The organism is Paenibacillus sp. ov031, assembly GCF_900143165.1.
Classification (GTDB): Bacteria; Bacillota; Bacilli; order Paenibacillales; family Paenibacillaceae; genus Paenibacillus; species Paenibacillus marchantiae.
The window spans coordinates 1,188,859-1,215,105 of the sequence record NZ_FRDO01000001.1; the positions used below are offsets into that span (position 1 = coordinate 1,188,859).

At 42.9% G+C, this 26,247-nt stretch carries 24 protein-coding genes; 18 read left to right on the forward strand and 6 right to left on the reverse strand.

The features are described from left to right. Positions 1-148: 148 nt before the first annotated feature. Positions 149-1,723, forward strand: coding sequence for a glucose-specific PTS transporter subunit IIBC (gene ptsG / locus BUA17_RS05145; RefSeq protein WP_083584584.1), 1,575 nt, complete (start codon positions 149-151; stop codon positions 1,721-1,723). A 5-nt stretch (positions 1,724-1,728) separates the two neighbouring features. Next, positions 1,729-2,454 (forward strand): N-acetylmannosamine-6-phosphate 2-epimerase, encoded by a 726-nt coding sequence (locus BUA17_RS05150; protein WP_072732810.1) that lies wholly within the window; start codon positions 1,729-1,731, stop codon positions 2,452-2,454. 49 nt (positions 2,455-2,503) lie between these two features. Here the strand turns inward: BUA17_RS05150 and BUA17_RS05155 are convergent, their stop codons facing one another. Then, positions 2,504-3,307, reverse strand: coding sequence for a MurR/RpiR family transcriptional regulator (locus BUA17_RS05155; protein ID WP_170867789.1), 804 nt, complete (start codon positions 3,305-3,307; stop codon positions 2,504-2,506). Positions 3,308-3,613: 306 nt separating this feature from the next. On the opposite strand from BUA17_RS05155, the gene BUA17_RS05160 reads away from it, so the two are divergent. The 3 genes from BUA17_RS05160 to BUA17_RS05170 all read left to right on the forward strand — a co-directional run bounded on the left by BUA17_RS05160 (position 3,614) and on the right by BUA17_RS05170 (position 9,849). Beyond that, on the forward strand, positions 3,614-7,678 hold the full coding sequence (locus tag BUA17_RS05160) for an S-layer homology domain-containing protein (protein WP_072732811.1): 4,065 nt from the start codon (positions 3,614-3,616) through the stop codon (positions 7,676-7,678). Positions 7,679-7,839: 161 nt separating this feature from the next. Further along, positions 7,840-8,886, forward strand: a complete 1,047-nt coding sequence (locus tag BUA17_RS05165) for an AraC family transcriptional regulator (RefSeq protein ID WP_072732812.1) — start codon at positions 7,840-7,842, stop codon at positions 8,884-8,886. Between the two features lie 168 nt (positions 8,887-9,054). After that, positions 9,055-9,849: an SDR family NAD(P)-dependent oxidoreductase gene (locus tag BUA17_RS05170; protein WP_063565062.1), complete on the forward strand. Its 795-nt coding sequence runs from the start codon at positions 9,055-9,057 to the stop codon at positions 9,847-9,849. An 83-nt stretch (positions 9,850-9,932) separates the two neighbouring features. Here BUA17_RS05170 and BUA17_RS05175 read toward each other — a convergent pair whose 3' ends face one another. Then, positions 9,933-10,838, reverse strand: a complete 906-nt coding sequence (locus tag BUA17_RS05175) for a LysR family transcriptional regulator (protein ID WP_072732813.1) — start codon at positions 10,836-10,838, stop codon at positions 9,933-9,935. A gap of 134 nt (positions 10,839-10,972) precedes the next feature. On the opposite strand from BUA17_RS05175, the gene BUA17_RS05180 reads away from it, so the two are divergent. Beyond that, positions 10,973-11,551, forward strand: a complete 579-nt coding sequence (locus BUA17_RS05180) for a LysE family translocator (protein ID WP_063565060.1) — start codon at positions 10,973-10,975, stop codon at positions 11,549-11,551. A 25-nt stretch (positions 11,552-11,576) separates the two neighbouring features. Further along, positions 11,577-12,689: an epoxide hydrolase family protein gene (locus tag BUA17_RS05185; protein ID WP_211754036.1), complete on the forward strand. Its 1,113-nt coding sequence runs from the start codon at positions 11,577-11,579 to the stop codon at positions 12,687-12,689. Between the two features lie 136 nt (positions 12,690-12,825). Here the strand turns inward: BUA17_RS05185 and BUA17_RS05190 are convergent, their stop codons facing one another. Then, positions 12,826-13,485 (reverse strand): helix-turn-helix transcriptional regulator, encoded by a 660-nt coding sequence (locus BUA17_RS05190; protein WP_072732814.1) that lies wholly within the window; start codon positions 13,483-13,485, stop codon positions 12,826-12,828. 165 nt (positions 13,486-13,650) lie between these two features. On the opposite strand from BUA17_RS05190, the gene BUA17_RS05195 reads away from it, so the two are divergent. From BUA17_RS05195 to BUA17_RS05240, 10 genes are all read left to right on the forward strand, one after another. Next, on the forward strand, positions 13,651-15,054 hold the full coding sequence (locus BUA17_RS05195; RefSeq protein WP_072732815.1) for an MFS transporter: 1,404 nt from the start codon (positions 13,651-13,653) through the stop codon (positions 15,052-15,054). Positions 15,055-15,087: 33 nt separating this feature from the next. After that, positions 15,088-15,393: a winged helix-turn-helix transcriptional regulator gene (locus BUA17_RS05200; RefSeq protein WP_072732816.1), complete on the forward strand. Its 306-nt coding sequence runs from the start codon at positions 15,088-15,090 to the stop codon at positions 15,391-15,393. Positions 15,394-15,443: 50 nt separating this feature from the next. Beyond that, a complete protein-coding gene (locus BUA17_RS05205) occupies positions 15,444-15,782 on the forward strand; it encodes a hypothetical protein (protein ID WP_072732817.1) in 339 nt (112 codons plus the stop codon). 45 nt (positions 15,783-15,827) lie between these two features. Further along, positions 15,828-16,184 carry a HesB/IscA family protein gene (locus BUA17_RS05210; protein WP_063565054.1) on the forward strand — a complete coding sequence of 119 codons (357 nt, stop codon included), beginning with the start codon at positions 15,828-15,830 and terminating at the stop codon, positions 16,182-16,184. Between the two features lie 113 nt (positions 16,185-16,297). Next, positions 16,298-17,188, forward strand: a complete 891-nt coding sequence (gene murB, locus BUA17_RS05215) for a UDP-N-acetylmuramate dehydrogenase (RefSeq protein WP_072732818.1) — start codon at positions 16,298-16,300, stop codon at positions 17,186-17,188. A gap of 6 nt (positions 17,189-17,194) precedes the next feature. Beyond that, positions 17,195-17,623, forward strand: coding sequence for an Rrf2 family transcriptional regulator (locus BUA17_RS05220; RefSeq protein ID WP_063565052.1), 429 nt, complete (start codon positions 17,195-17,197; stop codon positions 17,621-17,623). Between the two features lie 37 nt (positions 17,624-17,660). Further along, complete coding sequence (locus BUA17_RS05225) at positions 17,661-18,209, forward strand: NADPH-dependent FMN reductase (protein WP_063565051.1); 549 nt, start codon at positions 17,661-17,663, stop codon at positions 18,207-18,209. A 205-nt stretch (positions 18,210-18,414) separates the two neighbouring features. Next, positions 18,415-19,638 carry an RNA polymerase sigma factor gene (locus BUA17_RS05230; RefSeq protein ID WP_072732819.1) on the forward strand — a complete coding sequence of 408 codons (1,224 nt, stop codon included), beginning with the start codon at positions 18,415-18,417 and terminating at the stop codon, positions 19,636-19,638. Between the two features lie 166 nt (positions 19,639-19,804). After that, positions 19,805-20,785 (forward strand): SDR family NAD(P)-dependent oxidoreductase, encoded by a 981-nt coding sequence (locus tag BUA17_RS05235; RefSeq protein ID WP_072732820.1) that lies wholly within the window; start codon positions 19,805-19,807, stop codon positions 20,783-20,785. A 178-nt stretch (positions 20,786-20,963) separates the two neighbouring features. Further along, positions 20,964-21,986, forward strand: coding sequence for a phosphotransferase enzyme family protein (locus BUA17_RS05240; protein WP_072732821.1), 1,023 nt, complete (start codon positions 20,964-20,966; stop codon positions 21,984-21,986). A gap of 151 nt (positions 21,987-22,137) precedes the next feature. Here the strand turns inward: BUA17_RS05240 and BUA17_RS05245 are convergent, their stop codons facing one another. Together BUA17_RS05245 and BUA17_RS05250 are read right to left on the reverse strand one after the other, a co-directional pair. Further along, positions 22,138-22,782 carry an HXXEE domain-containing protein gene (locus BUA17_RS05245; protein WP_090949904.1) on the reverse strand — a complete coding sequence of 215 codons (645 nt, stop codon included), beginning with the start codon at positions 22,780-22,782 and terminating at the stop codon, positions 22,138-22,140. A 24-nt stretch (positions 22,783-22,806) separates the two neighbouring features. Beyond that, on the reverse strand, positions 22,807-23,388 hold the full coding sequence (locus BUA17_RS05250) for a TetR/AcrR family transcriptional regulator (RefSeq protein ID WP_072732822.1): 582 nt from the start codon (positions 23,386-23,388) through the stop codon (positions 22,807-22,809). Between the two features lie 281 nt (positions 23,389-23,669). On the opposite strand from BUA17_RS05250, the gene BUA17_RS05255 reads away from it, so the two are divergent. Beyond that, positions 23,670-24,584: a poly(ethylene terephthalate) hydrolase family protein gene (locus BUA17_RS05255; protein ID WP_072732823.1), complete on the forward strand. Its 915-nt coding sequence runs from the start codon at positions 23,670-23,672 to the stop codon at positions 24,582-24,584. A gap of 150 nt (positions 24,585-24,734) precedes the next feature. Here BUA17_RS05255 and BUA17_RS05260 read toward each other — a convergent pair whose 3' ends face one another. Continuing rightward, positions 24,735-25,850: a GntR family transcriptional regulator gene (locus BUA17_RS05260; RefSeq protein WP_063565044.1), complete on the reverse strand. Its 1,116-nt coding sequence runs from the start codon at positions 25,848-25,850 to the stop codon at positions 24,735-24,737. Positions 25,851-26,247 lie beyond the last annotated feature (397 nt).

Below are 26,247 nucleotides of genomic sequence, written 5' to 3' on the forward strand. Positions count from 1 at the left end.
TTCGCTGGAAATAATTATATTTGAACTGGGCTATTCATCAAATGATTAGACCTCACACGTAATGAAAGCGATTTAAAAATGTATTGACGAAAACCATTTTCATAATTATTATGTAAATGAAAATAGTTTTAGAGAGGTGGATATCACTGTGAAGCAATATTTTGAGAAGGCTCAGAAGTTTGGTAAATCGTTTATGCTTCCTATTGCTGTTTTACCAGCGGCGGGTCTATTACTAGGGATCGGAGGGGCCTTGTCCAACGCCAATACGATTAACTCGTATCCATTTTTGCAGATCACATGGTTGCAGCAAGTGTTTACGGTGATGAGCAGTGCAGGAAGTATTGTGTTTGATAATCTGGCATTAATCTTTGCCATTGGGGTGGCTGTTGGACTCGCCAGAGCGGACAAAGGTACAGCAGGATTGGCAGCAGGACTTGCTTATCTGGTCATGAATGCATCGATCAATGCGATGCTGGTCAATTCGGGGAAACTTGCCGCAGATCATTTGGCTAGTGCCGGTCAAGGTATGGTACTTGGAATCCAAACCCTGCAAACTGGTGTACTCGGAGGGATCGTCGTCGGATTGGTTACCGCATGGCTTCATAATCGGTACAACAAAATAGAACTTCCTCAATTCTTAGGATTCTTTGGAGGTTCACGTTTCATTCCTATCGTTTCATCTTTTGCGGCCATCTTTATTGGTATTGCTTTGTTCTTGATCTGGCCAACCATCCAGCTCGGCATAACGCAGCTTGGAGGTTTGGTCGATAGAACTGGGTATATCGGAACACTGTTATATGGATTTATTTTACGGATGTTGGGTCCACTTGGGTTGCACCACATCTTTTATCTGCCTTTCTGGCAGACGGGAGTCGGAGGAACAATGGACGTTGCGGGAAAAGTTTACGAAGGAACACAGAATATTTTCTTTGCTCAACTGGGAGACCCTGCAACCGAGAAGTTCTTCTCGGGTACATCCCGATTTATGTCAGGACGTTTTATCACGATGATGTTTGGTTTGCTCGGTGCGGCACTCGCTATTTATCATACGGCCAAGCCTGAACGTAAAAAAGTAGTTGGCGGATTGATGTTGTCTGCGGCACTCACTTCGTTCTTGACAGGAATTACGGAGCCTCTGGAATTCTCATTCCTGTTTGTTGCTCCAATCCTGTATGTCATTCACGCCGTATTTGATGGATTGGCATTTATGCTTTCACATATTTTTGAGATTACAATCGGTCAGACTTTTTCAGGTGGATTAATCGACTTTATCTTATTCGGGGTACTTCAGGGTAATGCCAAAACGAACTGGATTATCGTTCCCATCATCGGAGTGGTCTGGTTCTTCCTTTATTACTTCACCTTCCGAATCTTGATTGTGAAGCTCAATTTAAAAACTTCGGGACGTGAGGAAGAAGTAACATCAGAGGCAGACGCCAAAACGCAAAGTCAGCAGTCTAATACACCCGCATCAACGAAAGGTGAAGAACGCTCCATCGCTATCCTGAATGGACTTGGCGGTGCAGACAATATTAACGAATTGGATTGCTGTGCAACACGGCTTCGCGTATCTGTGAAGGATATCGAGAAGGTTCAAAAGGATGCGCTTACAGCTACTGGAGCCAAAGGGGTAGTACTTGTCGGTAACGGAGTGCAGGTTATTTATGGCCCTCAGGTTACCGTGATCAAAAATGAAATCGAAGAAATTATGGAAACGGAGTAATTGCAATGAATTTAGATAAATTAGATAAATTAGGTTTACAAGGTGGTCTCGTTGTATCATGTCAGGCTTTGGAGCACGAGCCACTTCATAGTTCGCTGATTATGGGACGCATGGCAGTCGCAGCAAAAGAGGGAGGAGCGATCGGTATTCGTGCGAATACTGCTGTAGATGTGAAAGAGATCAAAGAACAGGTTGATCTGCCCGTCATAGGTATAGTGAAAAGAAACTACGGAACCAATCCCGTATTTATTACACCAACGATCTTGGAAGTAGATGAACTTGCCGAGGTCCACGCAGAGATTGTTGCGGTTGATGCCACTTTGCGTGCAAGGCCGGACGGTAAATCATTGGATGAATTCGTACATGAAATTCGCACCAAACATCCTCAACTTCTATTAATGGGGGATATTGCAACGAAAGAGGAAGCCGTTAATGCAGAACGACTTGGTTTTGACCTGATCTCCTCTACATTGGTCGGATATACAGAGGAGACAGCAGGGATTAAACTGTATGATAATCAATTTGCAGCCTTGAAAGAAATTCTAACTAGCGTACAAACGCCTGTTGTTGCGGAAGGGAATATCATGACCCCGGAGATGGCAGCAACGTGTCTGGAAGCTGGAGTCTATTGTGTTGTTGTTGGTGGAGCCATTACGCGTCCTCAACAAATTACGGAACGTTTTGTCTCAGAAATTGCTAAATTGAAAAAGCCTTCTCCTTCTGTCCAATAAAAAAAGAAGAAATCAACAAAACAGCCAACGAAATAGGTTGGCTGTTTATTTATTCAGCAGAATAAAGAGCTTTTAACGTTTGCTGCCGCGCATGGAGTAAATGTTCATCCTCAAGTAATAGAAGAGAAATCACATCCAGGATGTAAATAATGGCTAATTGGCTGTTGATGAAGCTCACATCTCCGGTTCGCCCGATATCAGGTGTGAAAATGCACAAATCCGAGACTTCAGACAGGGGTGTGTGATCAAAATTAGTAATTCCAACAACTTTGCTTCCTCTTTTTTTGGCTGCGTTTAATGCGTCACTGACTTCTAAGGTTCGTCCTGAATTGGATAAACCAATGACCAGATCATCTTCGCCCAAAAGAGAAGCACTCATGATCATCATGTGTGAATCCGTCACCGCATCAATGACGATATCCATCCGCATTAGTCTGTATTTGAACTCCAGAGCAGATAAACCTGAACTTCCCAAACCATAAACATAGATTCTGCGAGCTTTTTTTATGTACTGGACCACTTGTTCGATTCTGTCGGTATCCAGCATTTCTGCGGTTGCGTTGATGATATCATTGTGGATCTGCTGTGTTCTGATAAAGAAATCCGTTTGATTGCGGGGTTGATCCACTTCACGGTTAAGTCGAATTTTAAAATCTACAAAGGTAGAACAACCTACTTTTTTACAAAATCGAGTTATGGTTGACATGGAAGCATTGGTGTAAGCAGCCAAATCCCTAATATTGATGTTATTGATGGATGTTTTATTGCGCATCACATAATCAGCGATTTCCTTTTCTTTCGCTGAAAAACGTTGATACTCAAGCTGCAGCATGTCGATGACACTGGATGACATTATGAATCCCCTTTCCCAGAACATGTTAACTTTTGTATAGTCTATCCTCATTAGTCTACTTCCTAAAAGCCAATTCATCAAACCTTTAAAAATAGTTCTTTATTTCGGTATATTTTCGTCCAAATAGGAGGAAAACCATATTAATTATTATGTTAACTAAAAACATTGTCCATATTATAAGTCAAATAAATGTAAGAGTTTACATAAGTTTTACTTCCCGCTAACTGAATGCTGATCTTCTCTTGTTATGCTAGGCCTGTTTGGATTTACATAAGCCAACCAATCATACATACAAAGGAGAGAATTATGATCAGTCACCTCTACAAAAAAGTGTTATCCATCCTGTTATCGATTGCTTTGGTATTCGGATGGCTTGCGGGATTTGGGGGAGTTAATTCAGCCCAAGCCGCATCATTGTCTGAGCCTGAGATGCTGTTAGAGCGTAATGCCACTTGGCATTATTTCGATCAGGGTCAGGATCTGCAATCGGATTGGCGTGCTTCATACGATGATTCATCTTGGAAAACGGGACAGGCTCCACTTGGTTACAAAGACAACGGTAATGGCGTAAGCACTTCCTATTTTGGATCACTCAAAACGGAAGTCAGCTACGGTCTGGACAAAAAAAATAAACCCCGCACAACCTATTTCCGGACAAACATTAACGTTAACAAGGATCAGATTGACGGTTACGGGCAAATTCTCGGCACATTCGGTATTGATGACGGTGCAGTGATCTATGTGAATGGTGTGGAAGTCATTCGTTTTGGCATGCCGGATGGAGAGATTGTGTACTCCACCCAAGCAACCTCAAATAAGGACTTGCCGGTAATGTATGAGAATATCGACCTAACTGAGCCAATGAAAGCCAATTTGCATGAAGGCTCAAACGAAATTGCGGTCGAAGTGCATCAACAGAGCGACAGCAGCTCGGACCTGTATTTTGACATGGAGCTTAAAGCCTTGGCTAATGCGCCATCGCTGGATATCAGCAAAATAACGGTTACCTTCTATGGAGATGCAACAAGTAGCAAAGGCTTCACTTGGTATACTCCTCTTGCATCTGCACAGAGCACTGTTCAAGTGGTGCCGAAACAAGGAGGAGGCGTTGCCGACTTCAGTCAGGCCCAAATTTTCAATGGGCGTGCAACCGTCGCTTCCAACTCCCCGGGAGAAATGGTGCATAAGGCGGAAGCGACAGGCCTTTCCCCTGACACTTCTTATTCTTTCCGTGTTGGTGATCAGGATCTGGGTATATGGAGTGAGGTTGGAACGTTTAAAACGGCTCCGGTTGACGGAGCATTTACCTTTATTGACCTGACGGATACACAAGCGAAGGAAGAGGATGAGGCGATCCTGTCCGGATCTACTCTGTCCAAAGCACTCGCGACTGTTCCGAATGCTGAATTTGTCGTCCATAACGGAGACGTTGTGGAGAATGGCACTTCAGAGCAAGAATGGAATTGGTTGCTTGGTCATTCGCAAGCCAGTCTTATGAACACGACCATTGCACCGTCTGCTGGCAATCATGAGAATAAAAATTATGCGTTCTACGAGCATTTTAATGTGAAGCAGCCAGACGGTGCTACAACGGTAACAGGCGCATATTATTCGTATAATTATAGCAAAGCTCATTTTATCGTATTGAACTCCAACGAGGATTCATCGGATTACGCCAACTTCTCGAATGAGCAAGTCGCATGGATGAAGCAGGATGTAGCGGAAGCAAAAGCCGCAGGAGCCAAGTGGATTATCGTGAACATCCATAAAGGTCCGTACACGACATCGAATCACGCCACGGATAGCGACATTATTGGTGCGAACGGTGAACGAAAAAAAATCGCTCCACTCATGAACGAACTGGGGATTGATCTAGTCCTTCAGGGACATGACCATATCTATGCACGGACGAAACCAATCAAGAGCGATGGTACTGCTGAAGATGTGTCCAAAATAACGGAGACCTTCAATGGACAGAGTATCGAATACGCGGTCAAACCGGATGGAACCATTTATATGATTCCTGCTACCGCCGGGGCTAAAGTATATTTCAAAAACCAGAAAACTGAATTAGGAGATGCATATTTTAATTTGTTCGAGCGTGCGGAGGAAAACCACGCTCGGCAATATGGCGACACCACGAGCGCAGCCAGAGGGCAGGTTCAGAACTTCGTTTCATTGACTATTGACGGAGACAAGCTGTCCGCCATAACGTATGAGATTGACCAAAATAAGAATGCAGAACCATTTGTCGTGGATACTTTCGGGATTATCAAGGAATCGGATACAGTTCCTGTTCCAGAACAGGTAAACAAGGTAACGGTAACGTTCCATGGAGATCCTACCAAGAGCAAGGGGTTCACGTGGTACACTTCCGATCAAGTAACGAATAGCGACCTTCAGGTTGTGGAGAAAACAGCTGCAACACCTGATTTCACGCAAGCCAAATCGGTTCAAGGGCGCTCTGCACAACCTGCGAATGCTCCTACAGAACTGATGCACAAAGCAGAAGTGACAGATCTGAAAGCTAATACAACCTATTATTTCCGTGTAGGGGATGCTTCCCAGCAAGTATGGAGCGAGATAGGTACCTTCAGTACAGCACCGGAGAAAGGTAAATTCACTTTCATTGATCTGGCGGATACACAAGCGAAGGAAGAGGATGAGGCAATTCTGTCCTCTGAGACATTGGCCAAAGCATTGGCTACAGTACCGGATGCACAATTTGTCGTTCATAACGGGGATATCGTGGATAATGGTGTGAAAGAGGAGCAGTGGAACTGGCTGCTTGGGCATTCGCAGGAAAGCCTCTTAAATACAACCATCGTTCCATCCGCAGGGAACCACGAGGACGAAAATTATGCGTTTATCGATCATTTCAACATCCAGTCACCGGTAAATTCCGCTACGGAGACGGGAGCTTACTATTCTTATGATTACAGCAATGCGCATTTTGTTGTGTTGAACTCCAATGAGGATTCGGATGAGTATGACAACTTCTCATTAGAGCAAGTCGAGTGGCTGAAGAAAGATGTTCAGGCTGCCAAGAAGAATGGATCCCAGTGGATAATCGTCAACATTCACAAGGGACCGTACACGACGTCAAATCACGCAACGGATTCCGACATCATGGGAGCAAACGGGGTACGTACCAAGATTGCACCGATTATGGCGGAGCTAGGCATTGATTTTGTACTCCAGGGACATGATCACATCTATGCGCGCACAAAACCGATTGATCAGAAGGGGAAAGCGCGTCAGCCAGAAATGATCACGGAGATGCAAAACGGACAGAAAATCGAGTACTCTGTGAATCCGGATGGCACGATCTATCTGATTCCGGCAACAGCGGGTCCAAAAGTGTATTACAAAAATCCGAGCACAAGTCTCGGTGATGCTTATTACAATCTTTTTGAACTGGCAGAGGAGAATCATGCAGCCAAATATGGCCCTGATCCGAATGACAACCGTCGTCCAATGCGCAGTCAGGTACAAAATTTTGTGGGCATTACGATTGACGGCAGCAAATTGACAGCTATAACGTATGAAATTGACCAAAATCAAAATGGAGCAGCCCCGTTCATTGTTGATCGGTTCGGTATCGTGAAGAAGACAGAACCATCGAATCCAGGACCAGGAACTTCCAATCCGGGAACATCGAATCCCGGCTCGGGTTCAGGTTCAGGTAATGGATCTGGCAGCGGTAATGGCTCCTCAGGAAGCGGTGGCGATACAACTACCGGTAACGGTTCGAACAGCGGTAGTGGTAGCGGAACTGATTCCGGCAACAAACCGGATACTGGATCAGGCAATAACGGAAACGGAGGCACTGCGCCAGCGTTGAAAGATACAGCCGGACACTGGGCAAAATCTGCAATTGATAAAGCCCTGGCGGCTGGATTCGTCAATGGCTATGGCGATCAGACCTTCCGTCCAAATCAGAAAGTCACACGTGCCGAGTTCATTACGATGCTGGGCCGTGCCTTGAATCTGAATGCCGTAAGCGAGAGTATTCACTATACGGATGATAACAAGATTCCTTCATGGGCGAAGCCTTATATTACAGCAGCTGCATCCGCTGGCATTGTCAATGGTTACGAGAATGGCTCGTTCGGCCCTAGCAAGACGCTGAGCCGGGCGGAGATGGTAACTATGATTGCACGCGCTGGCGGAATCCAAACGGATTCCAATGCGAAACTGGATTTCAAAGATGCAAAAGATGTCCCAGCATGGGCAGTATCCTATGTAGCTTCTGCTGTGGAAGCAGGTCTGGTGGGCGGTGTAGGTGGCAATCGATTTGCTCCGATGCAGACAGCTACCCGTGCTGAAGCAGTTACACTTATTGTTGGGCTTCTTGAACAATCGAAATAACGCTAAACCTAATTTCCAAGAAACCAATGCGGGACGTTCCCGCATTGGTTTCTTGTTTTATTCTAGAGACCGGGAAATATTAGAGACATTGCAAAAGAATCAGAGTCCCTGTACAGTGGATGAATCATTAATCAACAATGACTCCAAGAAGGAGAGTATCTATGAAGTCCCACACCTCTGAGCGTATTAAATTCCCGGCAGGGTTTTGGACAGGCTTGCATCAATTAGGGATTGCGGCCCACGATGTAGCTCGCAAAGCACAACTGCCGCTCACGATTATAACTGAATCAGCTGTTACGACCACTCAATATTTTGCGATCTGGCAGGCATATTCCGATCTCGTCGGTGACACTGCCGAAGGAATCATCAAGCTTGCGACCGTCTTTGAAACGGGGAAATACCCGCCGAGTGTCTTAGCAACCTACCATGCGCGTGACTACCGTGATGCATTACACCGAATGGCTCGGTACAAACAGCTTTGTCCCCCTGAAAGCTTACGTATTACTGAGGAGGGCGATGATTGTTCAATTGAACTGGAATGGTCTAACGAACAACCAGGTCCGTCATTGCTGGTTGGAGTCACACTGGCATTTCTCCTCGAACTTGGGCGCCGGGGAACAGGTCAACCTTTGACTGCGCGGCTTGTCGAATTTTCGCGCACCATGGGCGATGTTCGAACCCTTGAGACTTATTTTGGCTGCCCAATTCGGATTGGTGCAACTTGTAACCGGCTTACCTTACATCGTAAAGATTTGGACCGTCCGTTTCTTTCATACAACGAAGAGTTACTGGAGATCCTTACTCCCGCCCTGGACCGATCGCTGGATGAACAGCAGGGCAGTCGTTCTATTACAGAAATGGTCAAATGGATTATGAAACGCAGTCTCACAGGAGGTCGCCCCGACATTCAAGTCGTTGCCAAGGAATTGGGTATGAGCGATCGGACCTTGCAGCGCCGGCTTACAGAAGAGAATACAAGTTTCAAGCATCTATTGACGCAAGCCAGACATGAGCAGGCACGAGCCTACTTGGCAGACCCTACACTGGATATTAAAGAAGTAGCTTTCTTGATTGGATATGAAGACCAGAATTCGTTCTACCGTGCCTTTCGTTCATGGGAAGGGGATACGCCAACGAATTGGCGTACGGTATATTTAGGAACGAATTCGCTATCCGAAGGACCGCCAGAATCATCAACTCTTCATTAACTAAATGCTTTGTATCATTTGGCGTGTTATGCAAGAACTTTGGCGCAACACGCTAGTTACTGGACAACGTAGACAAGGTAATATAAATCCTATCCGGAGCACAAGACTGTTTTTAACATGATAACGAATCAGCTTGCCGCTACAAGAAAATAAAAGGAGTAGTGTAATATGGATATGGGTTTATACGGTAAAACAGCTTTGGTTACAGGATCGACGAAGGGGATAGGGAAAGCCATTGCCATTGAACTTGCCAAAGAAGGGGTTAATGTGCTCATCAATGGACGAAATGATGCAGAGGTTGAGCGCATGGTTCATGAAATGAAGTCTGATTTTCCTGCTACCTCACCTCAAAAAGCTACAGCTGATCTGGTGGACATTGGTCAAAGAGAAGCCTTATTTGAAAAATACCCCCAAATTGATATCCTAGTGAACAATATGGGGATTTATGAAATGATGCAATATGAGGATATCAGCGATGAGGTTTGGGAGAAATACTTCCGTACGAATGTGCTCGCTGCAAATGCATTGTCCAAATTTTATATGCCAAAAATGTTGCAAAATGATTATGGCCGCATGATCTTTATTGCGAGTGAAGAAGCCATTATGCCTTCAGGACAAATGCCTCAGTATTGCATGACCAAATCCATGTTATTATCGTTGTCCAAAAGTTTATCGAAATTAACGGTAGGAACAGAAGTTACCGTCAATACAATCATGCCAGGACCAACCCTCTCTGAAAATGTGCAAGAAATCATTGAGAGCATCTACCCTGATGAATCGATGACTTTTTTAGAAAAAGAGAAGGATTTTATGCGCAAAAACCTGCCTCAATCCGAAATCCAACGATTTATCAAGCCTGTTGAGATTGGCAGATTGGCCACATTTGTATGCAGTCCGTATGCATCGGCATTCAAAGGTTCTCCAATCCGTATGGATGGGGGAATGGTGCCAACCATCTTCTAAACTTGTTTTTCACTATACAAGTGAACGTAAAGAACCTTGAGGGAAGCCCAAGGTTCTTTTTTTGTTTCTATATATCTATAAGCTTAATGGATCAAATCCGATTCGTTTTCTGATACACTGATTGATTTTATAACAAGCTCACTGAAAGCTTTAACGGCTGGAGATAGCCATTTTTTCTTTTTAATCAGCATATGGGAGTAAAGGGGGTCAAACTGTTCGGAATGACTCACAATCTTAAGTTTTCCTCGTTCCACGTCTTCTTTAACTGTCATGTAAGGTAAAAAAGAAAAGCCGAGTCCACTCATAACGGTTTGTTTGATGGCCTCAATACTCCATAACTCCATCGTTTGAAACGGAGGAATATCATGTTTTACAAGATGTTTTTCAAACATGGTTCGATAACTGCATCCTTCTTCGTTGGTGATAAAAAAGGTGGGGTTGTTCTCAAGTTTATACGCATCAAAATGTTCCGGGCCGTCATTGCTGGAAACCAGTACTATTTTTTCCTCGATTAGCTGGTAATGAATGCATTTTTCCGGATGCAGCTCCGGGTACACCATCAAAGCTACATCTACACGCCCACTTATCAAATCAACCTGGTTTTGCTCACATGTACCGTTGGTAAGGATGAATTGAACTTGAGGATATTTCGATGAATACTCCTTGATGATCGGACTTAATCTGGAAATTGTTAAAGACTCTGGTGCAGCTACCCTTAATTTACCTTTAACTTCCTGTTCGCTTCTTATACTTTTAATCTGATCATGAGTTGCCAGCAAATCTTCTGCCAGCGGTATTAATTCCCTCCCCAGATGTGTAAGCTTCAATTGTCTTTTTTCGTATGTGAAAAGCTCCCCGCCAATCTCTTCTTCTAGGGACTGTATATGAGCCGTGATCGTAGATTGTGTGTAGCCCAATTGGGATGCGGCACCGGTATAGCTTCCAACCTCGACAATCGTCTGAAATGTGACAAGATGTCTAATTTCCATCCAAGTTCTCCTTAGCTTGAGACATGTATCGATAAAAATGATAATGCTTTTAATAATTTCGATTTTATTAAGGGTTTAATTCATCATACAATAAAGTCCTTCAGATCGTAAATGATTTCATTGGGGGGTACAGCTTGAATATTGTAGCATTTCTAACGTATGTTATCGTGACCTCCATAACACCTGGACCAAGCAACATCTTGATGATGAATGAGGCACGGAAATTTGGCTTTATTGGATCATGGAGATTTAATGGTGGTATTTTAGCGGGGTTTGGCTTATTGGGGATCATAAGCGGCGTATTTACAACAAGCCTATATCACTGGTTGCCAGTTGTAGGGCCGTATTTTAAATGGGCTGGTGCAGCATATATGCTTTATCTGGTGTGGCTTATGATTGGGAATAAAAGCTCGGCAAAGGATTCGAGGGATGTGCAATCGTCATTTTTATCCGGTGTTATGCTCCAACTTATCAATGTCAAAAGTATATTGTTTTTTCTAACGGTGATGAGTGCTTTCATTTTGCCTTCTTCACCTTCTGGCGGGAGTCTTGTTATTTATTTGAGTTTATCGATCCTTCTGGGATGGTTGTCGTTACTTGTATGGTCGGGGTTTGGCTCCATGTTCAAAACCTTTCTAACTGTCCATGACAGGTCAATTCGATTGCTGATGTGTTTGTTGTTGACATACTCAGCGATACGTATTTTTATTTAACTCAAAACGTAGGAGGATAATTGAAATGAAACCGTTCAAGATCGCTATTCCAGAGCAACAATTACACGATTTATCTAACAGATTGAAACAGGTTCGATGGCCCTCTCGATTCTCTGAAGAACCATGGGCTTTGGGGACAGATCATTCCTTTTTGAAGCGATTAGTGGATTACTGGAGTTCGGAGTATAACTGGCGCGAGCAAGAAGCAAGACTGAATCGTTTCCCGCAATATATTGAGAACGTGGATGGTTTCGATATACATTTTGTTCATGTTCGAGGTGAAGGCGTTTCATCACGGCCGCTGCTACTGACTCATGGTTGGCCAGGATCATTCGTAGAAATGTTAGAACTGATTCCTTATCTAACAACCCCATCATTATATGGTGGACAGGCTGAAGACGCATTTGATGTGATTATTCCTTCTTTGCCGGGATTCGCATTTTCGAGTAAACCCACTCAGCCTGGGGTAGGTTCCAAATATGTAGCTACACTTTGGGCGAAACTGATGGATCGTCTGGGTTATGAAAGGTATTTTGTACAGGGAGGGGATATTGGAGCAGGAGTCTCAACGTGGTTAGCCTTCATCTACCCCGAGCGGGTGAGAGGACTTCATCTTAATTATATTCCTGGAAGCTACAGGCCACCACTTACTCAGAATACACCTTCGATGAGCAAAGAAGAGCGCACATACCTTGACTCCATAGCGGAATGGTCGGAACGAGAAGGCGCTTATAGCGCCCTTCATAGAACCAAGCCGGAAACTTTGGCTTTTGCACTGAGTGATTCCCCGACGGGTCTTGCCAGCTGGATGGTGGAGAAATTTCGGGGGTGGAGTGACTTTAAAGGAGATATTGAGAGTTCCTTTTCACTTGATCATATCCTCACGAATATCTCGATATACTGGTTTACCAATACCATTGCATCTTCCATGCGAATCTATACTGAAGGTGACAAAATGCCACTGCATTTCACGGAAGGCCAGCGTATCACTGTCCCAACAGGGGTTTCCGTATTTCCCAAGGAGTTGCCGATGCCTCCACAAAGCTGGGTAGAGCGTGTGTATCATGTTACGTACTGGGAGGAAGCGGATAAAGGGGGGGCATTTCGCTGCGATGGAACAGCCAAAGTTGTTAGCTGAACATCTTCATCGTTTTATTCATTCCATTAATTAATTTCTCATACAATCCTTTTCTGGACTTTAACGGGAACAAAACGTAACCATTCAGAAAGTCGCCTGTTGGCGGCTTTTTATATAGTTATGCAAGTTTGTTTGGTTACGAATGATATTCTCTAACCGTATATATGCAGTTTCTTCCTCCAGCCAAAATATACTCTCCACGTTCAATATGAACTTGATCTCCAAGAACCGTTTTGAATAAATGCAATTCATTCTTACATAACCCGGTACATACTGCCGCAGCTTCACAGATGGGACAATGCTTCTCTATAAATAAGAGGCTACCATCGCCTTGATCCTTAACCTCGGCCATATAGCCTTCATTTGTTCGAATTTCAGCCAGTTTCTCCAGCCTTTCCTTCACGCCGGATGCATCACCAATGTACTGAAGATATTGTTCTTGCATATTTTTATTCCGAACACTGAGCAGCTTGTCCAGTCCTTCATTTCCGAAAGCTTCTTTCATGGAATTGATCAGACTGACGGATAACTCCGAATATCCACTAGGGAAAAAACGATCAGCAGCGGGGGTTAATCTCCATAGCTTGGTTGGTCGACCCATGGGACGAGCTTCTTCTTCGAAAGTAACCAATCCTTCTTCTTTCAGTGCATTTAAATGCTGCCTGATAGCCATTCCAGATAACGCAAATTGGGAGGAGAGTGCCACAACATCCATTCCACCTTGCTGTTTAAGCAGGTTAATGATTGCTTTTCGGGTACTGGTTGAGGCATCCTTTTTCGTTTGATCCCGGCTCATGGTGAACCTCCTTTTTAAGCAACTGAATCTTCATTATTTCATACATTTTAAACAAATACATTGACAAAGTCAAAGGCGAACTGTAATTTAAACTTTGTAAAGTAAAATGTTTACTAAGTATCCGGATACGATGTATACATAAAATTCTCTTGGAGGTCACATACCATGTCGTCCCATTCACAAAGTATTTTCAGTCCGCGTTATTTTGCATTATCCATAGGAATTATATTGTCAGTAATGGCTGTTGGATTTGAAGGTTTGTCGGTAACGACAATTGCTCCTTCCATTGCTGGAGACCTGAACGGTCTTAACCTGTTTGGCTGGATATTCAGTACATATCTGCTTGCACAGATTATAGGCACCTTGGTTGTTGGTCGGATTATTGATAGAAGGGGACCCGCAGTACCATTTACGCTCGCACTTCTATTGTTTATTGTCGGGCTGGTCGCAGCCGCAACTGCAGGAGATATGTATACCATGATCGCGTCACGGGCCATGCAGGGTTTGGGTGCTGGAGCTATGATGACTTGCGTGTACACGGCCATTTCCTTAAGTTATCCGGACGAATTACGTGCCAAAATACTGGGAGCATTCGGTACAGCCTACGTTCTTCCGTCCATGCTTGGTCCATACATTGCAGGCCTTATTGCAGATCAGTGGTCATGGCGCTTTGTGTTCTGGGGGATTCTACCGATCTTGTTGATTTCAGCACTCCTTAGCTTACCTGCATTTACGAAATTAAAATCACAGCCTGCACAAGGGGAGAATGGAGCTGCCGCTACTTGGATGGCACTGCTATTAACGATAGGTACGGGGACTTTATTAGTGGGACTTGGAAAGCTTCCGTCAATTATTGGATTTGTTATCGTCTTTATTGGGGGAGTTCTGATGGTATACCCACTGCGCAAACTCCTGCCGGAGGGAACCCTTGCTTTGCGAAGAGGTATGCCCGCTATACTCGCTACGCGTGGACTGTTCTTCGCTGCTTATACCAGTACACAAAATTTCTTGGTATTGGCTTTAATTGAGGTGAAAGGCATTACACCTTCTCAGGCTGGTTTAATTGTAGCAAGCGCTGCACTGAGCTGGTGTGTCATTGCTTATTTGCAAGGGCGTTGGGACTCGGCAGATCAGGGTCGAGGACGTCATACACGAATTATTATTGGTGTACTCCTGCTTGCCATCGGAATTACCATCGTATTTTGGGTTCCTGTTGTGACCGTTACCGTAGCGGTTATAGGCCAAATCATAGCTGGAATAGGCATTGGATTGGCACATCCGATTAGTGGTGTTGTTGCGTTTTCCCAAACAGGAGAGGAAGGCGTTGGCAAAACCTCGGCAAATCTGCAATTTGCAGATTCATTTACACCGGGCGTAGTCATCGGGATCGGTGGTTCTATCCTGGTGGTGTGTCAAGCTGGCGGGATGTCATTGCAATCAGGATTAATCGTAACGATGGGCTTTCATCTGGTGTTAATCGTCTTGAGCTTGATTGCCAGTACTCGAATTGCACCAATAACAGACCAAATAAGAACGGGACTGCAATCGTTAGGCTTGAAAAACAAATAAACGGGGGTAAGCCAAGGAAGGTGTGTTCATGCGATGTTGACTTCGGATACCGAGAAACTTTTCACAGCCTATCGTATTATCGGAACGAAATGGACGATCCATATCCTATGTACTCTTTCGCAAGGTCCTAAGAAATTCAGCGAAATTTACGAAAATGTGCCTTCCATCTCAGAAGCGATCCTCTCCAAACGATTAAAAGATCTTCAGAATGATCAGTTGGTGAAGAGAAAAGCCCTAACACATCCCATACAGATCATGTATGAACTTACACCCAAAGGGGCCGCTCTAGCTGCTTTCATACCTTGCTTGATGGAATGGTTTACTACAAACATGAATTAACGCAAAGGAATATCCTGCGATTGCCATCATTTTATCCGGAGGTTTTCTGAATGAACCATGTGTTAATCCTATCCGATACGCATCACATTGTTAAAAGTTTAAGTTTGTTGATTCAAACCGAGCCGTCGTTACATGCACTGGAGGCTCCTCGTGATGTGATCGGCAACATGGATCAACTTCCGGATAATTCTGTGATCATCGTAGATATGAATGTGGACAATATTGAGCTGCTTATAGAACAATTTCCCGAGAAATATCGAGTGATATTGTATAGCGGGTCGCTGGAACTTATGGATATTCCTATCCATCTGCAATCAACAGGTTGTCGTTATTTTAATGCATATACGAGTCCTGAAGAAATCATTAAGATTTTAATGGGCTGCGTTTGAAAAACAACCGGCTAGCCAAAAAATACGCTCCAAGGAGGTATAACAATGATTCAGGTCAGTGAAGCAGCAGCAGAAAAAATCGTTGAAATCCTGGCAAGTACGGATACCCAGAATTCTTTCCTTCGGGTCGGGGTCGATGAGGGGGGATGCAGTGGTTTATCCTATAGCCTTATCGTAGATGAACAGCAAGCAGAAGGGGATATCTTATTAGATAAAGGTGTATTTCGTATATTGGTTCACACCAATACGGTTCCATATATTGAAGGACTTGAGATTGATTACGAAGAAAGTGGAATGTTAGGGGGATTCACCATGAATAATCCTAATGCAAAAGTTTCATGTGGATGCGGGGCCAGTTTCCGAATGGCGAATTACCGTGGTGAGGTCAAAAAATGTGATTAATTGTCAGGATGACGGAATATTTTCAACCAATATCTCATATTAAACATACAATGAAGGAGCTTTCTATTTGCTGATCGTGCAATCATGTCTTTTCAACTCAGGGAGAGAATGTCATGAATATTTTTGAGAATCACATACCTTTGGAAAAATTGAAATGGAATGAGCCATTAAAAGACCACACGTATATAAAGCTGGGTGGTAAAGCAGACATACTTATCCATCCCACAACGAAAGAAGAAATTATTAACGTGGTTAACATTGCAAAAACACATCAAATACCTCTAACGATTATTGGAAAAGGATCAAATGTCATTATCAAAGATCAGGGCGTGCGTGGAATAACGCTCTCTCTGAGCGAATTTGATCAGATTAAAGTCTATGGTGACAAGATTGTCGCGCAGAGCGGTTCCAACATTATTGATGTGTCACGTACTGCTTTGCATAACAGCTTAACAGGTCTGGAGTTTGCATGTGGAATACCCGGAAGTACAGGTGGCGCCTTATATATGAATGCGGGAGCTTACGGTGGTCAGATGGATGAGGTCGTTGAGCGAGCGCTAGTGGTTACTAAAAACGGAGAGCTGATAAACATGGTCCGAGATGACATGCAGCTTGGTTATCGAAACAGTATCTTTCGAACGGATCAATACATCATACTTGAAGTGGAATTTAAGCTTAAACCAGGGAATAAGGATGTCATTTCGAGTATCATGCAGGATTTAACGTTTAAACGGGAATCCAAACAACCGCTTGAATTTCCCTCTTGCGGAAGTGTATTCAAACGTCCAGAGGGACATTATGTCGGAAAACTCATTCAAGAGTGTAATTTACAAGGCACTCGCATTGGGGGAGCGGAAATTTCCAAGAAGCATGCTGGTTTTATCATTAATGCAGATGACGCCACTGCTGAGGATTATTTAGAATTAATCAAATTAATTAAAAAAACAGTACGTAATCAATTTAATATTGAATTGGAGACGGAAGTCATTATCTTGGGAGAGTAGGCAGCTATGAACAGTGAGCTAAGTGTTGTCATCTATATTCTGGTTCTCCTTAGTTCACATGAAAATGAGAAACTAACCAGTACTCAGATCTCTGAAAGGATTCGGGTGAACCCGGCGAGGATACGCCGAGTCCTTAGCTCGATCAAAAAAGTGGGATACGTTAAGTCAAAAGAAGGTATTGACGGTGGTTATGTTTTGTCTAAAGACCCGTATGAGATAACCTTGAAAGATGTGTACACCCTGGTGTCTTCCAAACCGCTTCAGATTCCCAAACCATCCATTATGAAAAAAGGGAATTTAACTGCAGAGGTAGATATTCAGCTCGCAAACATTTTCATAGAAAGTGAACAACAGTTAATGCAGCAGTTAGAAAAAATCACCCTAGGCAGCATGCTTCATGTGATGAAGGAATGTGCGTTGGAAACCATGGAATAGTTTGATGATGAAGAAGAAATCATAGGAGGTTAATGTTGTGAAATTAATCGGATTATCCGGGTCACTGATTGGATCAAAGACACCAGTGGGTGTGGATGCTGTACTCCAATTCGTAAAAAATAATCATCCAGAAATTGAAGTGGAACTCATAGATTTAAGAGATTATAAAGGGATCGAATTTTGCGATGGTCGCAAGTTGGAGGAATACAATGAAGACACCCAGTTGGTGGTCCAAAAATTGATTGATGCTGACTTTTACGTTATCGGCACACCAATATATCAATCCTCTCTGACAGGCGTACTGAAGAATGTATTCGACCTTCTGCCCGTGCAGAGCATTTACAATAAAGTGATGGGTTTTATAGCAACCGGGGGCACCTATCAGCATTATTTGGTAGTGGAAAATCAATTAAAACCGATTGCCGGCTTTTTCCGCTCCTATGTCGCCCCAAGCTATGTATATCTGAATAGTGATCATTTTGATGCTGAGAATAACATTAAAGATACTGAAGCCTTAAGTCGGCTAGAAAAATTAGCTGAGGAACTGGTCTTCATGCAGACTCAATTAAAAGCTTCATCGAGCTGAAATAAGCAAGGATTAAAATTTATGTTTCATTAAAGAACAAAGGTAGCCGATCAGTACGATCGGCTGCCTTTGTTTATTTTCTACTTCAAAAGTTAGCAGAATTCATATCAAAGAGGTGAGGGAGTCAAAATTATTTTTCTCATGCGTGGCTTTTTTGCTTCCTCCGGTGTCTAATTATATGTAAATCAAGAGGAGGTTCCCCACCATGTCAGGAGCTCATGACACAAAACCTGTTTATCCGGATGAACAGGAAAGCATCACCATCTTTGAGAACACGTATGAGCAATACCGTCAACGAATCAGCAAATACTTCTCACTGAAATTGAACCCGTTGGTTGCAGACGATTTGACCCAACAGGTATTTTTGAAAGCAGTCGAAAATATTCACAGCTTTAAAGGAAGCTCAAATTTATTCACCTGGATCTTTAAGATTGCTCAGAACACGGTGAAGAACGAATATCGCAGGTTATCACGACAAAAAGAATCTCCTTATGATTTTACAGATTATGAATCGCAATCGATCTCTCTTGAATTTACGAAACATGTTGATATTCGAATTGATATTGGCTCTGCATTAGTAAAGCTGGATGAGATTGATCAGGAGATTATTGCATTACGCTTTTTCGTTGACTGCACCTTACCTGAAATATCCAAGATTGTTGGACGACGGGAAAGCGCGGTAAAGAACAGACTTTACCGGGCTTTGGAGAAATTAAGAAAAGAACTGAAAGAGTGGGGGGATATTGCCATCATGTCTATTCATGAACTGATTTCCATTGTAAATAAAGGTGAAAACCATGATACGAATGATCGTACGACGAAAGTGCATCAAGATTTGTTCGATGAACTCAACAATAGTGTTGAACGAGTGTCGACCAAATATAAACATCATCCATCACAAAAGGTAGTTATTGAAATTTATCCTGATCTACCAACATTCCATCAAGCCGTCGGCGAAACAGATGCCCCCAATTGGTTTATGGGCACATATGAAGGGCGTACTCTGAAGATTGTTTCTCCATTGAATCCGGGACCGGAGCATACGTATCAATCCATTCTGAAAGGCACAGTCCACTTGTTCGCCATGTGGCTAATCAGCGACATTAATCCTGTAGCTCCCAAATGGATAAGACAGGGTATTGGTGGATATGAAGCTAAACAGATGTCCCAAGATTTCATTAAAGGTTCAACGAAAGATACCATTCGCAACCAGTCGATTCCAACTTTTGATGAATTAAATAACGATACGTGGGATTTTGAAACGATGAAAGGTTTTCAGTTCTCTTATATGATGGTGGAATTTGTGGTTGAGCGATACGGGATAGAGGCATTAAACAAACTGATTCGCAATCCTCTAGATTTCAAAGGGATCTTTCAATGCAGTGAGACTGAACTGTATGAGCAATGGGTGAAGTATATAGAAATATAATAGAAATACAACCTTATACTTTTGTTTATAGGCTCGGTGATGAACCGGGCTTTTTTGTATTAGCAAAGGTTTGGAGCATTGATGTAGGTGAATTCGTTATATTTGACTTAGAGGGCACTCTAAGCTGTAAACTTGAAGAAGACACATCTGGAAGGAGATTATTTTGATGAACCAGGATAATAAGCCAAAAACCTCACAACATAAAATCGGTTCCGGATTCAACCATCGGACGACAGCTGAGGAAGTATTGAATAACACGGATTTATCCGGAAAACTTGCCATCGTCACGGGTGGATATTCCGGATTGGGACTGGAAACTACACGTGCACTCGTTCGTGCTGGAGCCAAGGTTGTTGTGACCGCACGTCGGCCAGCTATCGCCAAAGAGGCTCTTGCAGGGCTCGCTAATGTAGAGATTGATGAACTGGACCTCGCAGATCTCACTAGCGTCCGTGCTTTTGCCGAGCGTTTTCTGGCAAGCCACCGGAGTATCGACATGTTGATCCTGAATGCGGGAATTATGGCTTGTCCAGAGACTCGCGTAGGCCCGGGTTGGGAAGCTCAATTTGCTACGAACCATCTTGGACACTTCACCCTGACGAACTTATTATGGCCGGCACTCGTCAGCCATGGAGGAGCACGGGTTGTATCCGTTGCCTCAACAGGGCATCATTTCTCACCAATTCGCTGGGACGATATGCAATTTGAAAATGGCTATGAAAAGTTCCCTGCTTATGGGCAGTCCAAAACAGCAACCATTCTGTTTAGCGTCGAACTGGATAGACGCGGTGCAGATCAGGGAGTGCGTGCGTTCTCTGTACATCCGGGTGGAATTCTGACGCCGTTGCAACGACATATGCCGAAGGAAGAAATGATTGCATTGGGCTGGATTGATGAGTCTGGTCAAGTTGCCAATCCAAACTTTAAAACACCTGAGCAAGGGGCAGCAACGCAAGTATGGGCAGCGACTTCTCCTCAACTTGAGGGAAAAGGTGGCGTGTACTGCGAGGATTGTGACATCAGTGAGCCAGCTCCTGCGGACGGAGCCTTCTTTGGAGTCAAGGACTATGCCATCGACCCTGAGCAAGCCCGTCGTCTATGGGAAGTTTCAGCCCAGTTGACTCAAACGGATTTACCAACCTCTTAAGATCTTTTTTTCTGTTCACGAGGAAAGTCGCCTGAAATGGCGGCTTTTTTTGTGTTGGAAATGCCCTTCGTTATGTAGAAGATGTTTTATAATCGTTTGTTATATACGCCCCCAATGGTCTGTTCTGTATAATTCGTTGTACATCTGGATTCACTTGCGGATGATGATGAGGAGGATAATGATGACTTTTTTTCAAAATGGGACACATGAAGAACTTGAATGTTTGCTCGTTCAGGCAAGAAGCGTTTGTCTAAGGGCATTAGATCAGTATGAATTAGCATGGGATTGTATACATTTCATTCAGTTGTCAGACACCATCACGTACAAAGTCGATACAGCTCCATCGAAAAGCTATTTGCTTCGCATTCATTCCAATCGGCTAAGTAAAGAGGCTATCCGTTCAGAACTTACTTTGCTTCAATCATTGGGCACATCTGATGATCTCCACGTACCTCAGGGTGTGGCGAGTCGCGATGGCTCGTATGTTTTGTTCATAGAGGCAGAAGAAGAGGGGATGTACTTTTATGTCACGATGATGAATTGGGTGGACGGAGAGCATATGGATGGAAATGAGGTTAATGAACGTTGTGCATACCGTATGGGCTCTATGGCCGCAAAACTCCATGAAGCAATTACCCGTTTTGTACCATCTGTTGATTTTTCTCGTCCCATATGGGGAGAAGAGAGTTTTAAAGTGGATATGACCAAACTGAGACGTTATTATACAAGGTTTTTATCCGATCAGGCATGGAAGACGTATCAGAGAGCATCCCATAAAATATTATCCCAACTTGCAGACTTGGATCAGAATCCACAGCATTACGGAATCATCCACGGAGATTTACATATTGGTAACATCGTATTCAACGATGAACAACCTAATCCAATTGATTTTGGACGATGTGGCTACGGATATTATCTTTACGATATAGCAAACACAATATTAGGGCTTTTTCCCGCACAACGTTTGGAGTTCATCAGAGGTTATGAAAGTGTAAGGACACTGCCAACAGATTATGTTGAGGTTCTGGAAAGTTTCTTTATCATGTGCATAATTGAGAATTACAGCCACCACTCTTCCGATCCTAGAGAAGCATCACGATTAATTGATGAGCAGCCGTACGCACAAGCGTGTATCAGAGAATATTTAATGAATGCTCCATTTCTTTTCAATGGGATAGAAGTACAGGAAGTTACTTAAATGAATGTCTTGGAATCAGCTCTACTGCTTTTTATCTTGCTCGCATGGCATCACGTCTTCAGGAAGTTTCAGAAAAGTTCAAGTTTGAAATATAATCATTTCAAAAGAGAAACGTAAAACGCATCGAATCCATAGACGCGATGCGTTTATTTTATATTGAAGTCAAAGGTTTATTTTTAGTATAAGATCCTAATTGTTTTTGTGAAAAAGGATGAACGGAGTTTTTGTTTCTTAGCCACATATTGCCTTTAACAATTAAAACATAGACAGCTACGACAAAGTAAATCGTGCTCCAAAGCCAGTCTGTTGGTGTTAACATATTCTGTTCATAGGCACTTTTAATGTACCAGATTCCAATTGGCAAATGCAGAAATATCGCTGAAAATAATCCGGGATTATATATGCTTTTTGCTTTTATATTAGCGAAGATGCCATGCCAGATAATCTGGAAAAATCCCATTAATATAGGTGCCAGACCCAGCCATACAACGGAAGGGAAGAATACAGGCGGTAAATAAAACACATAGGCGATAATCAGATTAATAATCATCGCTGACTGCTGATTTAACGGATATCTCTCAGGTGTTTTACTTTGGAACAAAACTTTATTAAACAAACCTGCAAAGTAACCCGGCCATCGATATTCTTCAAATTGATGCAGGAGTATGGCAATAAAGCTTAACCATAAAATGCTGTTAATGCGCGGAAGTGTTCCCCAATCCAAGATGAGATAAATACATACAAGGAATGCAATGATCGATCCCAAGTCTTGCCAATGTTTTCTTAACATGTTCAACTGAATCGCCTCCATCAATGTTGTTTAATGAAAGTATCTTTCAAAGAGCAAGTCAATTTGTGCTTCTATCGGAGCAATCTTCACAGAAGCTCCTTTTTCCAGAATAGGACTCATAAGTGCCGGGAGAAAAAGCGCCCCGAAAACTTGCGTCATCATTGTGGTCAGTCGTTCCGGTTGTTGCTCTCCGGTTATCTCTTTTAACGTATTTTGAACTTTGGGGAACCCCAATAAATTTAAGAATGAACCGTATTCCTGTTGAGATGAGAAATCTGCTGAACCCATAAGAATAATTCTGGATAACAATTCGGGATATTCACGGATGACTTGTAAATAATCCATTAAGAATTGCTTTAATCGATCTCGGGCGGGAATGGATAATTCATCGAGTATAACAAAGGTATGCTGAAAGCTACTTAGAATCATTTTAATAGATTCACTGATCAAATTTTCTTTGGAGCCGAAGTAATAATTAACCAGGGATACATTTGTGCCAGAGGCTTCGGCAATTTTTCGAATGGTGATGCCTTCAAATCCACTTTGTTTGGTGAACTCCAGTGTGGCTTGCATAATCTTTTCTTTTGTTTCACTTTTCTTGTCTGGTTCCATATGTAAAACCTCCAATAAAGTTATTTAAACAATGTTTTAAACAGTGTTTGAATTTATATTAGCATGTTTTCCTAATTTTGCAAGTCATACATTTGGAGTATTGACCATTGACTAAGAAACATCATTTCGAAGGCTTTTCATGAAGACATGTTCAGTTTTTCGTGGGTGTTTTATTATGAAATGCAAAAAGGTTGATGTAACAAAAATATCTCTAAACAAAAAGCGTTATACCTGTGGTATGTTTTACGTACGAATACCGCTTTAATGTGAGAGGAGATTGTATGCCACAAGTGAAAAGAGTAATTCGGAGCAAGTGGTTTCTATGGATAACAGTTGTTATCGGTATTTTTATCGCTGCATTTTGCGTATTATCCTTCTTCCTGGTAAATTCGGTATCGGCTACTTTTGAAGCCGGAAGTGTTGAAGAAAAATATGCTCTACCCGGCACGTACGAGGTAGATACGCTGGAGATCAAGGACGAGCAAGGCGAGAAGCTGTACAGGATTTATTCTCCGCAATCAACGGATGTCTTGCATCCCCTCATCGCTTGGGGCAACGGAACCGGGGCATTACCTGACAATTATGATCAGTTGTTAAGACACCTGGCCAGTTGGGGATTTATTGTCATTGATACATACAGTCAAACCACGGGTACAGGAAAAGAAATTATGGCTGCGATCCAATATATGCTCAGTGAAAATGAAGCGACGGTCAGCCCGTTCTATCACAGGATTCAAAAAGATCAGGTCGGTGCGGCAGGGCATTCGCAGGGATCAACGGGTGTGATTAACGCTCACACGAATTTTGAGAACGGGGATCTCATCAAAACGGTTGTATCGATTGCTCTGCCTGAGCTGAAATATTGTGATCCAGAGGACGTGTATGATACATCAGCGCTGAAGGTTCCATTTTTTGTTATAGGAGGAACCCGAGATTTCATCATCTCCCCGGCAGACTCCAACAAATTGGCCTTGAACAATACCAGTCCGGATCTTCCGGTCTTGATGGCCATGGCTAAGGGCGCTGCACATACAGCGATAGAGCAGGATGGCGGGCAGCATAGAGGTTATTTGACAGCTTGGATGAGATATCAATTAATGAATGATTCGGAGGCAAGCATGGCCTTTGTTGGAAAGCATGCTGAAATAGGAACGAATAATCATTGGAAGAATGTTACTTCCGCAAATTTACAATAGTCATGGTTCACATAAATCGAAGGACCCTTCTGAAATGGAAGGGTCCTTCGATTTATGTGGAAAACAATTTGAGGCATTGAAATGGCTTTATCTAATGCCACTATAAACGTTTTCAGAAAATTCATCCTGTTGAACACCAAGTAACGGTAGCTATGATTTCGCCTTTGCTGTTGATTGTCTGGGAATAAGCATCGTAGGTAATTTAACTTGAAGGTACTCACTGTTTGGATTCTCCACTTGTTTCAGGATGACTCTGCCCGCTTCTCGTCCGAGTTCAAGTTCCTGCTGTACAACAGCCGTGGGCGGAATGATACAGAACTCCGGAAATTCGACATCATCGAAGAACACGACAGATAAATCTTCTGGTACAGAGATTCCCATCTGCATCGCCGCTTGAATAACATGAGGGCTGAAATTGGAGGATAGAAGGGCCGTCATCTGCGGATTGGCCTGTAAAAACTTCTGAATCATCATGATAACCTCTTCATCGCTAGCACTCATGGCCAGACGTGTCATCTGTATACTGCGATCAATCAGAATATGACGGTCCTCCAAGGCTTTCTCATACCCATGCAATCTGTCCTCAATACTTGATGTCCCCTCAGCAAGAGTGGAAATAAAGCCAATTCGATTGTGCCCAAGCTCATGAAGATGCTTAACCGCCTGAATAGCTGCCTCATGGTTGTCCGAGCTGATGGAGTTGGTCTCCACCCCTTTTAGATTGCGGTCCAGAAGGACAAGGGGAAAGCGATTTAGCGTAAGCGCAAGAATCTCATTGTTATAGTGCTCACCCTCAACGGGATAGATAATTAGTCCTCTGACGCCTGCCTGTTTCATTTCCTGAATTTTGAGAATCTCTGTCTCTTGTGAATCATTCGTCTTGGCAAATAACAATTGATAGCCATTCTCTGAAAGGGTGTCCTCAATTCCGCTCAGCAGATTGGCGGTGAACCTATTGTCAAGACGGGGGAGAAGGAACCCAATTGTTGGTACTGTGAGCTGCTCTTTTACCGCTGAAGTGATGTTATGAATTTCCTCTGGACTGTGATCGTTAACAAAGGTGCCTTTGCCTTGAAGTCGGTAGACCACTCCTTTATCAACTAGAGCAGTAAGGGCATTTTTCACCGTGATACGGCTCACACTGAATTGTTCAGCCAGTTCATTTTCGGAAGGAATTCGGCTGCCCGGTTTCCAATTTCCGCTTCGAATCTGGTCAATGATATAAGTCTCGATTTTCTTGTACATTGGCTTGAAGGTTCTCACCATCGCATTTTATCTCCATTTCACTATTAGTTCGTTCTAAATATATTATATTAATACAACATATACAAGTGCTAAAAATCAATAACAAGTGAGTAAGACAAGAAGATTGAAAATACGAACAAATATAATAAAAAAACCTTATGAATAAACAATTTATTAGGAATACATTCTGTTAAGTTGTATCTAAAAATAAACATTTACAAGTAAAAGTATGTTGTTTATATTGTTTTTAAAGTTTGTTGGATAAAGCGTTTCCAATGAGCCTTGACAATCTTATCTATGCCACAAATTTTTTCTCAAGTGTTCCTTAATTCGAAAAAGGGGGTGCAGCGGTTCTTAACACCAATTGGTTGCCGTGGATTATTCATTAAGCTAGGAACGATCAAAAATTAAAGATAAG